This is a genomic window from Pseudomonadota bacterium (assembly GCA_016927275.1).
In the GTDB taxonomy this organism is placed as follows: domain Bacteria; phylum UBA10199; class UBA10199; order 2-02-FULL-44-16; family JAAZCA01; genus JAFGMW01.
Window position 1 is genome coordinate 16,926 of record JAFGMW010000103.1, and the last position, 15,294, is coordinate 32,219.

Sequence of the window (15,294 nt, forward strand, 5' to 3'; positions counted from 1 at the left end):
TCACCAGTCACGGTCCTTCATTCCTCGATTTCCCCGAACATCTCCTCCTGCACGTCGTCCATGGTCACCAGGCCCCTGATGTCGCCGGCTTCCCCGAGGACGATGGCCATGTGCATCCTTGTCCTCTGGAACTCCCTCAGCAGATCCTCGAGCGGCGTGGCCGCGGCGACGAAGAGCGGCTCCTTGAGATAGGCCCTGAGCTCCGGCGACTCGCCGGCCTTCCTCCGCATGTTGAAGGTGAAGAGGTCCCTCACGTGCAGGATCCCCACGACGTTCGCGCGATCGCCCTCGTAGAACGGGACGCGGCTCCACTGCGTGGAGGCGAGATCCTCCATGAGCCTCTCGTAAGGCAGGTCGATCGGGAGCGCGAAGATCCTCTCCGCAGGGGTCATGATGTCGCCCGCCCTCTTGTCGGTGAACTCGAAGACGTTGTGTATGATCTCGCGCTCCTCCTCCTCGATCGCCCCCTCCTTGAGCCCCATGTCCACGAGCCTGCGGTACTCCTCCTCCATGACCATAGGCTCCGCGCTCTCTGCCGTGCCTCCGAAGAGGACGACCATCTTCTTGGCGAACCAGGTGAGGACCTCCCGCAGCGGCGCGATGAGTTTCGCGAAGGCGCCTATCGGAAGCGCCACGAAACGCGCCGCCTGCTCGGCGAAGCGGAGCGCGACGTTCTTCGGGATGATCTCGCAGAACACCATGACGATCGGAGTTATAGTCGCTATCGCCACGATCGTCTGGACCCTCACGTTCGCCTGCATCATCCTGCCCACGATGGCCGCCCCCACGATCGATATGCATATGTTCGCGAGCTCGTTGCCGAAGAGTATCGTCACCAGCGTCCGGCGCGGAGCCTTGAGCAGCTCGATGAGCCTGGCCGCGGTCCGGGTGTCCACCTCGCGGAACCGGTGGACCTGGAGCTTCGAGAGGGAGAAGATCGCGGTCTCCGATCCGGAGAAGAACATCGAGCAGAGCATGAGCAGGAAAAAGACCGGGAGGAGGTTCATGCCCGTACCCCGAAGTGATCGAAGCCCGCCGATGAGAGGTTGATCTCGACGCCGTCCGCGCGCAGCGCCCTGTGCGCAGCGGGGTCGGACACCATTGCCCCGATCCTCGTCACGCGCACCCCCGCCCGCGGGGCGATCTCGCGCTCGAAGCGGCCTGCCTCGGCCGAAGCGACCGTGAACGCGAGCTCGTAGTCCTCGCCGCCGGACAGCGCCAGCTCGAGCGGATCTGCGCCCGCTTCAGCGGCGAGTCCGGCGAGCGTCGCGTCCGTGGGCAGGGCCTCCGCGCCGACCTCGAAGCCGGCCCCGCTGGACGCGGCGATGTGCCCCAGATCGGCCATGAGCCCGTCGCTTATGTCTATCATCGAGGTGAGAAGGCCGCTTTCGGCGAGGAGCCTCCCCGCCTCGACGCGCGGCCTCGGGTCGTTGTGCCTGTTCGCGAAGCGCCCCGCGCCTTTGTCCGCGATCCCTCGCATCATGAGCGCCAGCCCCAGCGCCGAGCCGCCGAGCTCGCCGGTCGCGTAGATCGCGTCGCCGGGCCTCGCCCCGCTGCGCATCACCGCGCGCCCCGAGGGGCACTCGCCGATCGCGGTTATCGACAGGAAGAGGCCCCTGTCGCTCGACGAGGTGTCGCCCCCTATGAGGATTGCGCCGTGCTCCGAGGCCACGGCGTTCATCCCCCTGTAGAGGGCGGCCGCGCCGCCGGCGCCCACGCCGCCGGGCAGGGCGATCGAGCACAGCCAGAACCTGGGGGCGCCGCCCATGGCGGCTATGTCGCTCAGGTTCACCGACAGCGCCTTCCTGCCCAGGGTCACGAGATCGGTGAAGCGAAGGTCGAAGTGCGCGCCCTCGCACAGCAGGTCGGAGGTGACAAGCCAGTCCCTCCCCTCAGGCCCGGCGACGATCGCGCAGTCGTCGCCGACCCCGCACGCGAGGTCGTTTCCCTTTTTCGGAAGCTCGGAGGTAAGAAGCGCTATGAGTTCAATCTCCGTCATTTCACGGCCCTTATCCGCCCGCCCTGGATGGTGAGCACGAACATCTTCCTCTGGGCGTCGCCCTCTGCGTCGAAGCTCGCCACGCCGGCCACGCCGGGGAACCCCTGCATGGCCGCCAGCGCCTGCCTCATCGATTCGCGGCCGCCCGCGCCCCTGTCCTTCACCGCGGAGTAGATCATCCGCATGGTGTCGTAGCCGAGCGCCTCGAGGAATGTGACGTCGCCGCCGTAGGCGCCCTTGATGTTCGCGATGAATGCCGCGGCGTCGGCCTCGGTCGAGTCCTTGAAGAACGAGTCCACGAAGACCGCCCCGTCGACGTAGTCGCCGCCCAGCTCGGCGAACTTGGGATTGTTCCACCTGGGGATGCCCAGCAGCTGCACCTTCCTGTCGCCCGAGAGCATCATCACCTGCATGAGCGAGCTCACGACCCACGGCGAGTCGGGGATGAAGACCGCATCGTAGGAGGCGCTGGTGCTCAGGTCGAGGGTCTGGCTCACCGCCATCGTCTCCACGGCGCCCCTGCCCCTCAATTCGCTGACGAACTGCAGCTGCCCGGACTTGTACGAGCGGGACGACACGACCTTGCCCCCCATCTCCTGCGCCTGCTGCGAGAATATGGTCATGTACTCGCCGCCCATCTTCGTGTCCGGATATATCACGAAGAAGCGCTTCCATCCCCTGGAGCCCACCGCGTAGTCGAGCAGCGAGCGGACCTCCGACTCGGGCGAGGTCGAGTTGCGGAAGGCGTATTCGCCGATCTCCGCCACGCCCCTGCGCTGGGAGAGCGAGATCAGGGGGATCCTCTGCTCCTGCGCTCGCTGGGCGGCGCCCTGCGCGTCAGCGGACTCGAGCGGCCCAACGATCGCCACGACGTCTTTGTCCCTCGCTATGTCGTCGACCGCCGCCGAGGCGCCACCCGGGAACGACGCCGAGTCGCGCACCACGAGCCTCACCCCGCCAGGCCCGGTGCACGGCTGGTACAGCCCGATCGCGCACTCGACCCCGTGCAGCACCGAGGTGCCGTAGAGGGAGTTCTTGCCCGTGAGCGGCAGTATCACTCCCACCGCGATGCCGGCGAGCTCGCCCGCCGCGCCGCCGAGCTCTCCCATGAGGAGCCTCGCCGCCCCGTAGTACTCGTGCTTCGGGTAGCCGGAGACATACGCCTTGAGAAGCTTCGTCGCCTCGTCGGTGTTGCCCTCGCCGTGACAGGCCAGGGCCTTCTTGTACATCAGGTAGCCGCCGGACCGGCGCCCCTTCATCTCCTTCATGGGCATGGCCTCGACCTGAGCCGCGGTGACGGACCTGTCGTTCACCCACCTGCGCACCTCGTCGAGGGCCTCCGCCTCCGGGACGATCCTCTCCCCCTCGACCCCCACGCCGTCCCCGACCGCGCCCCTCGAGTAGTCGTCGAGCACGCGCAGGTCCCACACCACGTATTCGCCGAGCGGCCTGCGCAGCGCCTGGGATGCCCTAACCCCCACCGAGTCGGCGCGGAGAAGGAGCACCTGGCTGGCATGGCGCCTCTGCATGCCCGCCACCGCATCGATCGCCTCCGGGTTGCGGCCGAGCCTGTGCAGCGAGAGGCCGGCCTTGAGCCTGGCCTTCGGCCCCACCGCAGGGGAGTCGATCTGCGAATAGGCCTGGCGGTAGAGATCGGCCGCCGCAGAGTAGTTGCCCCTCATGAAGGCGATCTCGCCGCGCAGAAAGCGCGCCTCGTCGGTGAGCTGGGTGTAGGGGTGGGTCGTAGTGAATCTCGCGAGTGCCGCGTCCGACTCCGCCAGTTTCTGCGCTTCGTAGAGGACCTTTGCGGAGTCGAATTCCGCCTGGGCCTGCGGGGTGATCGCGTTCGGATATTTCACCTTGCCGGCGCCGAGCCCTCCGAATGTTGCGCAGCCCGCCAGCGCGACAAGCGCGAACGACAAAAAGATATTCTTCATGTCTCCCCCGATATAAGCTCAAAGGGCCAAGCTCAAAGGCTTCCCTTTCACCTTTGAGCTTTCACCTTTCGCCTTCCTTCGCGACCGTGACCATGGCCGGCCGAAGCAGCCTGTCGTGGAGCCAATAGCCCTTGCGGTGGACCGCGATCACCGAGCCGGGCTCGCTCTCGCTCTCCACCGTGGCTATCGCCTCGTGCTGCGCCGGATCGAACCGCTCGCCCAGCGCGGCCACCTCTTTGAGCCCGAACTTCTCGAGGGTCGATGCGAGAGAGCGCCGCGCGAGCGCGACGCCGTCCTCGAAGTCGCGCACCTCCTTCGACGCGTCGATCGGCACGTGCTCCAGCACGCGGTCCAGGTCGTCGAGCGCGGGCAGAAGGTCCGCGAGCAGCTTCTCGTTCGAGAACCTGGTGAGCTCCTCGCGCTCGCGCGCCTGCCTTTTCTTGTAGTTGTCGAAGTCGGCCATCACCCGGAGCAGCTTGTCGTAGTGCTCTTTGGCCTCGCGCTCCGCCGCGGCGATCTGCGCCTCGATCTCGTCGCCTTCGTTTTCGCCCCCGGCCTTGTCCTCGGCCTCGGCCTTGGCCTTGGCCTCAGCCTCAACCTCGGCCTTCCTGTGGTCGAAACGCTCCTCCTGCTTGTGATCGAGTGACTTCTTGCTCATCTTTATTTCCCCCTACGAATCCAGGACGTCGCTCAGGACCTTGGCGGTGAAGTCAACGATCGGCACCACGCGCGAGTAGTCCATGCGCATGGGGCCTATCACGCCGATGGCGCCGACGACCTTTCCGTCCTTGAGATAGGGCGCCCCCACGATGCCGACCGAGTCGACCCCTTCTATGTGTGCCTCCGAGCCTATGAATATGCGCACCCCCTGGCCGTCGCGGCAGCGCTCGAGCAGCCCGAGCATGGAGCTCTTCTCCTCCAGCGCCTCCACGATCCTTCGGAAGTCCTCCGCCTTTGCGAACTCCGGCTCGGCCAGCAGCTGCATCTCGCCGTCCACCACGAGGTCGATCCCCGGTATCGCGGAGAGAAGCTCCTCGGAGAGCGCCATCGCCCCCGAGAGCAGCCGGTCGTACTCCTCGCGCGCCGCCGCATGCTCCGTCCTCGCCTTCTCCAGCGCATCCTCGAGCGAGAGCCCGAGGAACGAGCGGTTGCAGTAGTTGTTTATCCTCTCGATGTCGGGATAGCTGTAGTCCTCCCCCACCTCGATGAGCCTGTTCTGCACCGAGCCGTCCTGCGAGACGAATATCCCCAGGAGCCTCCGCCCCGAGAGCGGCACGAACTCCATGTGGCGGAACTTTATCCTCCCCGCGTCAGGGGTGACCACCATGCCCGCGTAGCGGGACACGGCGGCGAGCATCCTGGAGGTGCGGGAGAGCACCGCGTCCATGCGCCGCTCGTCGCCCGCGCACCGGCGCCTTATCTCGTGCATCTCCGTCTCGGACAGGTCGCGCCTCTTGAGAAGGGTCTCCACGAACACCCTCATGCCCAAGGCGGTGGGGAGCCTGCCTGCGGAGACGTGCGGCTGCGCCAGCAGGCCGAGGTCGGTCAGATCGGCCATGATGTTTCGCACGGTGGCCGGCGAGAGGTGGCCGTGGTGCTGCCGCGCGATCGTGCGGCTGCCCACCGGCTGGGCTGAGGCGATGTAGTCGGAGATGAGGATCTCGAGTATCTCGAGATGCCGTTTTGTGGGGCCTGGTGTCATTTTCAATAATGAATTCAGTTAATTGGCTCACCCATCGAATGGGCGCGGGCACGCTAACAGCAGGGAGGGGGGGTTGTCAACGGCGCTATGGAGGGCGTTCTGCGGCATCCTGGACCTCTCATACGGCCCTGCGGCAGTCGGAAAGGAGGCGCGCCAGCGATTCCCTTATCGTGCCGATATGCCATCTGTTCGAGGCCTCCGATGCGAGAACCTCGTCGAGGTGAGTTCCATGGGCCAGATCCTTCACAGACCTCATGGAGAGGATCAGATCCGGCTCTACGCCGTGCTCGGCGGCCACCTTGGCCCTCCAGGACTTGATTGCATCCATGAGATCCGCCGAGTGCAGCGCCCTCCTGCCGTGCCTCGGCGCCCTGGGCCACGAGAGCCTGGGGCGCGCCAGCCCCCTCTTCACGGCGGCCATGATCTCCGCCGCCCCCCTGCCCCTGAGATACGGGTGCATCCCTCGGCGCCTTGCGAGGTCGGAGGCGTCGCTCGGCGGCCTGTTGGCGAGCTCGACGAGGTTGTCGTCGGAGATAACGCGGAAGAGCGAGAGGTCGAGCCTCCTTGCGATCTCGTCGCGCGCCCTGGCCAGCTCGTCGAGCACGGCCAGCGCCCTGCCGTCGCAGCGCTCCTTCGCGCGCTTGATCCTCGCGAAGGCGGGCCTCTCGTCCGGCTCGTGGCGTATGAGCTCGCGCTCCGCGAACTTGGCGAGCGCCCAGTCGATCCTGCCCAGGCGCACAAGCTCCGCCTCGAGGAGGTCGCGCAGCTCGACCAGGTGCGCCACGTCGCCGGCAGCGTAATCGAGCATGTCGGCCGGCAGCGGGCGGATGGTCCAGTCGGCCCGCTGAAAGCGCTTTGATCCCATGACGCCGAAATAGTGCTCGAGCATGGACGACAGCCCGAACTGCCTATGCCCGCAGAGGCGGGCGGCGATGAGCGTGTCGAAGATGTTGCGGGGCCTGACGCCGAAGTCTCGGTCGAGCGAGCGCATGTCGAAGTCCGCGTCGTGCATGACGATCTCCACCGCCGGGTCCTCGAGGATCGCCTTCAGCGGCGCGAGATCGAGCCCAGCCAGCGGATCGACAACGAAGGCCCTGTCGCGCGACGCCATCTGGATGAGGCAGACGCGCTTTGCGTAGTGGTGCAGCCCGCTGGCGCACTCGAGGTCGACCGCGACCGAGCGCTCGCGGGAGAGCGCCGCGGAGAGCCGCCCCATCCCGCGCTGATCGGTTATGATCTCATATGGGGTCATGACAAAACCCTCGCCTGCATCGTTCGACCGCCGTGAAAAAAAACTGCGTGCTCCGCCCTGAAGGTGCTGACAATCTAATTGCATAAAAGTCGATTTAATCAAATAAATATTCCTGAAGGTTCTCCATATCCGCCTCCATAGAGAAATGAAAGGGAAGGGATGCCTTAAAATGCAGGCGGCATGGGCCTTGCAGGGCATCGCCCTTGACAATAGGTTTGACACTGGAGCACCTCGGTGCTCTAGGAGAAACATCTATGTCGCGTATAGTTTTAAAGGCTATGTGGGACATAGGGGAATTTCTCTCGATTCCCTTTCGCCGCATTCCTAGCTCAAAAAAACCGCAAAAAGAATACGCCCCGGGGCGTATTTTTTTTGCACAACAACAAGGAGGCGCTATGAAACTCCGAACCGCGTGTTGGATCGCGGTCGCCACGGTCAGCGCTCTTGCGCTCTCGTGGGGCTGCGGAGGGGGTGGAGTCGACGAAGCTGTGTCCGGCATCGAGCAGGACGTCTCCTCGGAACAGCAGGGCGTCCTGTTCAACCTCCGCGACGGAGCCTACATCGAGAGCGGGACATCGGCGGTCTACTTCGCTCCGATGGACGCTGAAGGATCGGTGAGGGCCGTCGTCACAGGGAGCGGCGCCTCCTCGCAGGATCCGCTTGTCGTAAAGCTCACGGCCCTCGACAGCGACGGAGCTGAAAAATCGACCGGCCTGCCGCAGGATAATCTGACATCTTTCATAACGATCAACGGTTCAACCCCTATGACGCCGGGCACCTACGGCCAGATATATTCTGTGAATGTAGACGGGACTTCCTACCAGTGTTCGGGCGTCAGTTCCGCCGGCGGCACGATCGTCTCCGGAGCGATAATGGGCATAGGCGGAACGCAGTACACCGGCTGTGTCCGGATAGAGCCGTTTGACAGCTTCGAGGCGAATTACTACATCGACGAAGACTCGGTTTCAGTCCTCGTGGACGATCTGTTCGCCAACATACTTCCCGGCCCGCCCCTCTGTTTGGACAGCGATTGCGGCACCTTCGCCGAACCGGTGGACATGCCCAGGCTGTTGGCTGCCTACTCCTATTCGGCCATAAACTGGCCTTTGCCGATGGGGCTGCTGAGAGAATACGACCTCTTCCGCACCGGCTTCTTCGTGCATGAGACAAGGAGGGACGCATATGAGAACATGTTCAAGGAGCTCTTCACCCAGCGCAATCTGTGGCGCGACTACGAGGACGAGATAAACAGCTTCTCCGAGAATGACGTCGGGTTCGGCCAGCTGATCGACGCGATCACGGAGGCCATCAAGCTTGCGGAAGGAGCCACTGAGGCCGGCGATCTTCTCCTGCATTTCTCGCCGGCCATGGTAGACGTCATCAAGGAGAGCATCCTCAACTGGCCCAAGTACGCCAACAACAGGTACGTGCTGGACAGGGCCAGCGGTTTCTTGGCTGCGCTTCAGCTCGAGCTTGGCGCGGCGCTCGCGGTAGAGGAAGCGGCTTTCAAATGGACTCTGTATCAGGCACTGGCAGCCGGCATCTGCGAAGCGCAGATCGCGGCATTCGAGGAGAAGATCATCCCTGACGTCAAAGACCCGGCGTTGAAAGAGGCGTTTTACAACGTGAAGAGGGCACTGCTGGGCGCGGACCCCGGCACGCGCGAAGGTGGAATCCTCTACGACGACCTGGCGAGGCTGACCGCCGTCAGCGTGGACGCCGCATTTGAGATCGGAAGGCTCGGCTTCGAGTTCCTTGTGGACATCGCACTCACCGAAGGCCTTGTGGCGACCGGCATAGGCGCTGCGGCGGCGGCTGCATATGGGTTCCCACCCACGGCAATACCCGCGGTCCTGGCTACTGTCGTCCTGGCAGGGATGGAAGATCAGTTTGCATTCGATCTCGAGAGAAAGATCGTCATAGGCCAGGCGACCATGATGTACAACGAATACGAGGCATTCGATCTGTTCGAGGATGCATGCCCGTCGACGGAGGAGAGGAGCGTCGATCTGGCGGCTGCCCAGGTGATGCTGTACTCAGCCAGGCTTTATTTCTCCCTGCTTCACAACAGCTACGGGCGATGGCTTATATCGGGGCAGCTTCTGCTGGACGACATACCGGCCGCGATCATGGAGCTGCTCGGCTTCAGTTCGGAGGAGCACCTCTGGACAGATGCGAGGCGACTCGAGCTTGAGAGGCTCGGCGATGTCTACGGACCAAAGGCCGTGAGGGGCCTTGAACTCCTGATGACCTGCGGAGACGATTCGGAGGAAGGGGGAGATCCTGAGGACCCGCCCCCATGCACAGACGAGTGCGCCGCCGGACAGACGCAGTGTGCGGGAGGAAAGGTTTACACATGCATCGGCGGCCCCGAGGGATGCATGGTCTGGGACGCCGGCACCGCTTGCCCCACCGGCATCTGCGCGGCCGACGGGCTCACCTGCAGCGGCTGCACCTCCCACGACCATCAGGCCTGCTACTCGGACGACATCTACTGGTACGACAGCTGCAACATGCGGGAGGACATGCTGACCGACTGCGGCGTGGACCAGTGGACAGGGACGCCGTTCTGCCAGTCCAACGACGTGTATCAGAGCTACATCGACCGCGGGTGCCTGAGCGCCAGCTGCACTCAGAGCACCACTAATAAAAAGAAGGAGGAGTGCGACCTCGCGGGATGCCTCAACGGCGCGTGCTGCGAAAGCCACGCCAGCTACAAGTGCTACAGCGACGACGTCTACTGGTACAGCTCGTGCAACAACAGGGAGGACAAAAAACAAGAGTGCGGCACAGACGGCTACGTCGGCAGCCCCTATTGCCAGAGCGGCGACGTGTACCAGAGCTACGCAAACTACGGCTGTTCAGGCAGCTCCTGCACGAGCAGCACCACAGCAAAGCTCAAAACCGACTGCGGAACACTCAACTGCGATCCGGATACTGGCGCCTGCTGCATCAACCACTCCTACAAGCAGTGCTACGGAGGCGACGTGTATTGGTATACCTCATGCGACGCGAAGCAGGACATGTACAAGGACTGCCACGCGACCCAGACGTGCTCGAACGCCACGTGCGTGTGCCCCTCGTCCACGCCCTGGACAAGCAATTCGCTCAGCGCTGTCAAGGTTACCGGCGGCATACAGCTCACGTGGACCGCGGCGCCCTCCTCATGGATCCACCACTACGAACCCGCGCGCGCGCCAGGCTCCACCACGCCGCCGCCGGGATGGGCGATCGGGTCGACCACCGGAACCTCATTCAAGGACACAAGCGGGACACCGGGACAGACCTACAACTACATAGTCTACGGGTACGACGCCTGCGGGGTGAACAGGAACACGAGCCAGATAGTAAACATCACATATTAATAAACCGCTTTTCTTGCGTACAAAAAAGGGCCGCGGAAAACCGCGGCCCTTTTTCGCAGCCAGAAAATTTCCTACTGCTCGCAGCCCTTGCAGTCCGAGGCCACTTCGCAGTTCTCGGCGACCTGCCCATCGATCGTCACCACGGCGGTGCCGTCGCAGCCGATCGTCGGGCTGGGCTCGATCGAACCAGTGGCAGTCCACGTGACCGCGTCAAGATCGGCCGTGCCGGCCGCGTCTCCTGTGAGCGTGACCGTCCCGCTCAGCGTGCCGCTGCCGTTGATCGTGGCTCCCGTCGCCTCAGAGCCGGTGATCGTGCCCGTGACGTTGGTGCTCGCGGTGCCGTTGAGGACCTCGTTGTAGGTCGTCCCTTCAATCGTGACGGTCTTCGCGCAATCGTTGAACACGACCTGGACCGGGGCGTCCGTTATGGTGCATGTAATGCTCGTAGCTCCTTCGACGCAATTTGCGTTGACCGTACCTGATGGCGTGTAGGTGCCGCTTCCATCGCAGGAAACCGGAGTGTTGTCGATCGGGAATGCTTCCTTGACCACCTGCGCTCCGTTGCCCGGATTCAGCGCCGCCAGCACCGCCTCGCCGCCCGCCGAGATCGTGGCTTCGATCGCCGCCTCGGCCGCGGCCTTCGTCGCCGTCGTGGTCGGCGTCCCGCCGCCGCCGCTGCCTCCGCACGCCGCAAGCAGCGCCAGCGCCATAACTGCAACAGCGATTCTCTTCATATAAGCCTCCTTTGGTTTTCCGGCATGTTATACATTTTTTGCGCCATGGCAAGGGCTACTATGAAGCCCTTCAGAGAGCGACCGAGCGGCCCCTCTCCACCATCATGGCGTGGAATATCTTCACCGCCTCCGAGAGGACGATTCCCTTTTTCATGATTATGGACAGGGTGCGGCGGACGGGGTCGCCGGCGATCCTGACGCTCGCGCACTTGCGGAAGAGGAGCTGCTCCCTGATGGATTCGCGCGGCAGGAGCGCGACCCCCAGGTCCGCCTCCGCGAGCCTCGCGGCGGCGCTGTGGTTGTAGACGTCGACGGTGTCGCCGATCCTCACCCCGTGCGCCTTGAAGACCCCTTCGATGATGACCCTGGTGCGCCGCCGCCTGGGGCTGATGATCAGGGGCAGCCCCGCGAGCTCCTCCAGCTGGACGAACCTGCGCCTTGCCAGGCGATGGCTTGCGGCGACCAGGACGTCCAGGCTGTCCGTGTAGAGGACCTCCTCCATAAGCCGGGGGTTGCGCCTGGATGTGCCGGTCACGACGCCGAGATCATAGGCGCCGGAGAGGACCCCCTCCTCGATCTCCGTGGAGCTGTCCACGTCCAGCGAGATGTGGACGCCCGGATACCTCTTGCGGAACTCGACGAGCGAGGGCGGGGTGATGATGAGCGTCGCCGCGTCTGTGAGGCCGAGCTTGAGCTCGCCCACCGGGCTCGACGACCCGTAATTGAGGCTCGAGAGCTCCCGCACATCCGACAGGAGCTTCTTCACCCTCTCGTAATAGAACCTCCCGAAATCGTTGAGCGCGAGGTACTTGCCCCTGCGCTGGAAGAGCTGCCCCCCGAGTCCGTTTTCGAGCCTCGCCAGGTGCTTGCTCACGCCCGGCTGGGTCATTCCGAGGGCCTTTGCGGCCCTGGTGGTGGTCTGGTTCTCCACCACCGAGGCAAAGACTTTGAGATCAACGAGTTCCATGCCATCTATTCCTTTTGGGCATATATATAATACTTTTTAATTATTTTACAACATATATCCGACATGCAAATCCATGTATCAGGAGACAGAGAAAGGGGGCACATATGAAACAGGTCATGGACTCGGCTGGAAAGTGGGGACGCTTCGAGGCGGAGGGGCCTGAACATCACGCGGAAGGGGACATCTCTACGAGGCACTGGTATACGCAGATGGTGCACATCGAGGACGCCTCGGGCTACGAAGATCACGAGGCGGACGATCTCCGGAACAACGGCATCGAAAATCTCCACTGCTGGCTGTAAGGCCGGTGCCGCCCTGCACACCTGCACCTTGAAGATGGAACAGCGGATCAGACGAGGTCAAAAAGAGGGCCGCCCTTTCAGGCGGCCTTCTTTATGCGCGAGCGGCACCGCCCGCAACGGAGCAAAGCCTTAAAAAAATCGTTGTGATTCAGCAGGTCGGCAGTGACCGCTACATCTTTGATTTCCCTAAAGAATAAATCCTTTATCCCGTGACCGGCAGTTTGCTTCGCCCCGTGACCGGCGGTTCTGAGCGGCGGTGCGTGACCGAAGCTGCCGATTGTTTTTACGCAACTCTGTCGGTCCGGCGCCGATAAGCAGGCATGATGGCTCGCTGCGCATAACCGGGCGCAAGAAGGGGTGCGGATGTCGGATGACATAAAGACGCTCGGACCACATCGCCATCTGCGTCCGATGAACGATGGTGCCGCTGCATCCGCAGGCGATCCCCCTTCGGTCGGCGACGCAGGGGCGGACAATCACGAGCGGGTCGAACCCCCGACTGAATTTGTGGAGTCGCAATCCGCTCTGCAGCGCCATGTCATGGGCCATGACCACAATGTTTTTTCCCGCATCCGCGCGGTCCATACCTACACGGAGCTCTCAGCGCATTTCACGGACGCCTCTCCCGAGATCCGTCTCGGCGCTGCGACGCTGCGAAGGCTCATGAGGGACCCGGATGTCGACATGCAAAGGCTGGCGGTCCACGCCTATGGCTCCCTGTTTCAAAGATTCAAAGGGTGTCCGCCGGAGATCCGCTCCGGCCTCCAGGAGCTGCTTGGGCTGATGGGGAACCCTGATACGGGATTGCGGATCCTGGCGGCCGAGGCATGCGCAAAACTTTCAGCCAATCTCAGGCATAACTCCCCCGAGGTCCATGCTCTGGCCGCGGCGCTGCGCAGGCTGATGGAGGACTCGACGACGAATGCGCGGAGGGAGGCGACCCAGGCCTACAAGGCGCTGGCGAGCAGGCTCCCGCATGGGGACCCTGAGGTATACGAAGCAGCCGCTGCCCTGCGGCGGATGATGACAGAGACCGAAGGGGCGGTGCGCTTCTCGGCCGCCGATGCGTACAAAGAGCTCACCGCAAAATTCCTGGAGGGTTCGAGCGAGGTCTACGAAGAGGCGTCGGCGCTGCGCAGGATGATGGAGGACCCTAGGGACGACGTGCGAAAACATGCGGCCGAATCCTACGCGATCCTCTCAGAGAAGTTCGCAGGGACTTCTGCAAAGATCGGCGAAGAGGCCGACGCGATCCTCGGGATCCATCAGCGTCGACCGGCGCAGCTCAAGGATCTGCTCAAGGGCTCCTTCCATCACCTCTCGCACATCGGTTTTTTCAAAGCCGGATTCGAATCCGGCGCATGGCTCGACAGACTCGGCCTCACAAGGCAGGCTGTGCACAATCTCCGGGGGTTCGCGCAGCAGCCCGGCTACATAGACTTCCGCGATTCGGTCATCATGACGCTGGACTTTTTGTCCAGGCTCGACGACGACAGGCGCCTGGTGGCGAGCAGGATATTGGAATCCACGGATCCCGCTAAGTGGAAGTCGGTGCGCAACACCGTGAGCACCCTGCGCCTGCTCTCCACCATCGATTCACTGCCCGAAAGCGTGGGCGATCAGTTCTATCTCGCCAACAGGGATGTAGAGGGTGATCCACGGGCGCTTCTGAGATCGGATGTGGGGGCGGCCCTGCTGTCGTTTCTCCGCGGAAAGATCGACGAAGTTGGGGCCTCCGCGATGGTCTTCATGGCCGAGGCCCCGGACGGGCCGGCCAACACTCTGAAGCAGCGAGGCGCCCAGGAGATCCGAAGGTACCTCTCGAACAAGGGGCTCATCGGCCTATTCGCCCAGTCGGCCTCTTTCATGGAAGACGAGGGTTTGCGTATTCTAAAATCGCTGCTCGGCGAGCTTGCCGAAAGCCGTATCAAAGAGGGAAGGCTGCTGTATCAGAAGAGATACGATCGGATGGTCGAAAGGCTGGGCTTCTCGCCCAAGTTCGTCGCCCTGTGGAGCAGGGAGTGGGAAAGACAGCACGGCACCACAGGCGAAGCGGCGGACGCACAGGCGGCCAGGGTGATGGCCATGGGACAGGCCGCGGCCCAGCTCTCCGCACACGTGGCATCTACCCGGGGCAGCGAGGGCAGGTTCGTGGATCTCCCCGACAGGATGCGGGCCCTGGCATGCATGCTGGAGCGCGGAGAGGTGGACATCGGGGATTTGCGCCTGTTGCATGAGATGATGGAGCTGGGCTACGCAAAGATACGCGAGACGTACGGCGACCTCTTCGCCAACGCGCGCGTGGACCTCAAGAACCTCCTCACCGGCCTCACGAGGGGAGTCAAGTCGGCGAAGACGACGGCATACACCGAGATCACCGGGCTCGTGGAGAAGATAGCCTTCCACGGATCGATCCCCACGGAGACATGCCAGCGGCTCTCAAGCCTCTATTCCAAAAATACCAACGGCCGCGGCCAGCCTCTCAACAAGCTGATATGGGGGCAGTTCAGGCTGGCCAACCACGTGATAGACGGCGAGGTCGTGGCCAGGCGCATGCTGGAGGTGACGCTCGACGGGCAGGGCCTGGAGCACCTGCTGGCTGAGAGGCCATACATCGCGGGCGGATTCGCAGGGCTTGCCGATCTGGACGCGGATATCCTGGAACATGCGCAATCAATAGGGATCACAGCCGATCGGGTGCACTTCCTCGACCGGCACGAAATGCGCCGGATCCCGGCCCCGCTGGCCACCGGCGCGCTCATTTACAGGGACTCCGGGCTCTCCGAAATCGAACCGGCGCTGACGATGCCCTTCCGCCCCTTCGCGCGCACGGCCATGGTCATGCCGAAGATCTCCGCAGCAACAATGTTTCGCACCGTGAGATGAGAAGTGCACCGCCGGTCCCGGCGGTTGCGCCCAAAATTTTGGGTTGGTGTAGCACAAGGGATTGTCGCTTCGCTCTGACGATCAGGGCTATTTGTTCAGAGCTTTCGCTCTTCACTTTATTATAGCCTTTGTACGTTCGAACCCTCGACC

The 15,294-nt window shown here is 63.3% G+C and carries 11 protein-coding genes; 3 read left to right on the plus strand and 8 right to left on the minus strand.

From position 1 onward, the window contains the following. Window positions 1-17: 17 nt before the first annotated feature. The 6 genes from JXA24_07365 to JXA24_07390 form a co-directional block, all read right to left on the minus strand. Complete coding sequence (locus JXA24_07365) at window positions 18-1,007, minus strand: HlyC/CorC family transporter (GenBank protein MBN1283571.1); 990 nt, start codon at window positions 1,005-1,007, stop codon at window positions 18-20. Then, window positions 1,004-1,999 carry a thiamine-phosphate kinase gene (thiL, locus tag JXA24_07370; protein ID MBN1283572.1) on the minus strand — a complete coding sequence of 332 codons (996 nt, stop codon included), beginning with the start codon at window positions 1,997-1,999 and terminating at the stop codon, window positions 1,004-1,006. The genes JXA24_07365 and thiL overlap by 4 nt, the downstream gene beginning before the upstream one ends. Next, window positions 1,996-3,936, minus strand: coding sequence for a penicillin-binding protein activator (locus JXA24_07375; GenBank protein MBN1283573.1), 1,941 nt, complete (start codon window positions 3,934-3,936; stop codon window positions 1,996-1,998). The genes thiL and JXA24_07375 overlap by 4 nt, the downstream gene beginning before the upstream one ends. A gap of 61 nt (window positions 3,937-3,997) precedes the next feature. Further along, window positions 3,998-4,594: a nucleotide exchange factor GrpE gene (grpE, locus tag JXA24_07380; GenBank protein ID MBN1283574.1), complete on the minus strand. Its 597-nt coding sequence runs from the start codon at window positions 4,592-4,594 to the stop codon at window positions 3,998-4,000. A gap of 12 nt (window positions 4,595-4,606) precedes the next feature. Further along, window positions 4,607-5,638 carry a heat-inducible transcription repressor HrcA gene (gene hrcA / locus JXA24_07385; GenBank protein ID MBN1283575.1) on the minus strand — a complete coding sequence of 344 codons (1,032 nt, stop codon included), beginning with the start codon at window positions 5,636-5,638 and terminating at the stop codon, window positions 4,607-4,609. A 118-nt stretch (window positions 5,639-5,756) separates the two neighbouring features. Then, a complete protein-coding gene (locus JXA24_07390; GenBank protein ID MBN1283576.1) occupies window positions 5,757-6,890 on the minus strand; it encodes a ribonuclease D in 1,134 nt (377 codons plus the stop codon). A gap of 395 nt (window positions 6,891-7,285) precedes the next feature. Between JXA24_07390 and JXA24_07395 the strand changes: the two genes are divergently transcribed. Then, on the plus strand, window positions 7,286-10,255 hold the full coding sequence (locus JXA24_07395; protein MBN1283577.1) for a hypothetical protein: 2,970 nt from the start codon (window positions 7,286-7,288) through the stop codon (window positions 10,253-10,255). 71 nt (window positions 10,256-10,326) lie between these two features. On the opposite strand, the gene JXA24_07400 is transcribed toward JXA24_07395, so the two are convergent. Together JXA24_07400 and JXA24_07405 are read right to left on the minus strand one after the other, a co-directional pair. Then, window positions 10,327-10,989 carry a hypothetical protein gene (locus JXA24_07400; protein ID MBN1283578.1) on the minus strand — a complete coding sequence of 221 codons (663 nt, stop codon included), beginning with the start codon at window positions 10,987-10,989 and terminating at the stop codon, window positions 10,327-10,329. A 70-nt stretch (window positions 10,990-11,059) separates the two neighbouring features. Further along, window positions 11,060-11,956, minus strand: a complete 897-nt coding sequence (locus JXA24_07405) for a LysR family transcriptional regulator (GenBank protein MBN1283579.1) — start codon at window positions 11,954-11,956, stop codon at window positions 11,060-11,062. 104 nt (window positions 11,957-12,060) lie between these two features. Here JXA24_07405 and JXA24_07410 point away from each other — a divergent pair, with 104 nt between their 5' ends. Both JXA24_07410 and JXA24_07415 read left to right on the plus strand, forming a co-directional pair. Further along, a complete protein-coding gene (locus JXA24_07410; GenBank protein MBN1283580.1) occupies window positions 12,061-12,258 on the plus strand; it encodes a hypothetical protein in 198 nt (65 codons plus the stop codon). Window positions 12,259-12,621: 363 nt separating this feature from the next. After that, on the plus strand, window positions 12,622-15,144 hold the full coding sequence (locus JXA24_07415) for a hypothetical protein (GenBank protein MBN1283581.1): 2,523 nt from the start codon (window positions 12,622-12,624) through the stop codon (window positions 15,142-15,144). Window positions 15,145-15,294 lie beyond the last annotated feature (150 nt).

What these genes read in the sequence shown, in the direction of transcription:
- JXA24_07400 (MBN1283578.1), bottom strand. Translation starts at nt 10,989, where the DNA reads ATGAAGAGAATCGCTGTTGCAGTTATGGCGCTGGCGCTGCTTGCGGCG.
- grpE (MBN1283574.1), bottom strand. Translation starts at nt 4,594, where the DNA reads ATGAGCAAGAAGTCACTCGATCACAAGCAGGAGGAGCGTTTCGACCAC.
- JXA24_07395 (MBN1283577.1), top strand. Translation starts at nt 7,286, where the DNA reads ATGAAACTCCGAACCGCGTGTTGGATCGCGGTCGCCACGGTCAGCGCT.
- JXA24_07365 (MBN1283571.1), bottom strand. Translation starts at nt 1,007, where the DNA reads ATGAACCTCCTCCCGGTCTTTTTCCTGCTCATGCTCTGCTCGATGTTC.
- JXA24_07410 (MBN1283580.1), top strand. Translation starts at nt 12,061, where the DNA reads ATGAAACAGGTCATGGACTCGGCTGGAAAGTGGGGACGCTTCGAGGCG.
- hrcA (MBN1283575.1), bottom strand. Translation starts at nt 5,638, where the DNA reads ATGACACCAGGCCCCACAAAACGGCATCTCGAGATACTCGAGATCCTC.
- JXA24_07405 (MBN1283579.1), bottom strand. Translation starts at nt 11,956, where the DNA reads ATGGAACTCGTTGATCTCAAAGTCTTTGCCTCGGTGGTGGAGAACCAG.
- thiL (MBN1283572.1), bottom strand. Translation starts at nt 1,999, where the DNA reads ATGACGGAGATTGAACTCATAGCGCTTCTTACCTCCGAGCTTCCGAAA.
- JXA24_07415 (MBN1283581.1), top strand. Translation starts at nt 12,622, where the DNA reads ATGTCGGATGACATAAAGACGCTCGGACCACATCGCCATCTGCGTCCG.
- JXA24_07390 (MBN1283576.1), bottom strand. Translation starts at nt 6,890, where the DNA reads ATGACCCCATATGAGATCATAACCGATCAGCGCGGGATGGGGCGGCTC.
- JXA24_07375 (MBN1283573.1), bottom strand. Translation starts at nt 3,936, where the DNA reads ATGAAGAATATCTTTTTGTCGTTCGCGCTTGTCGCGCTGGCGGGCTGC.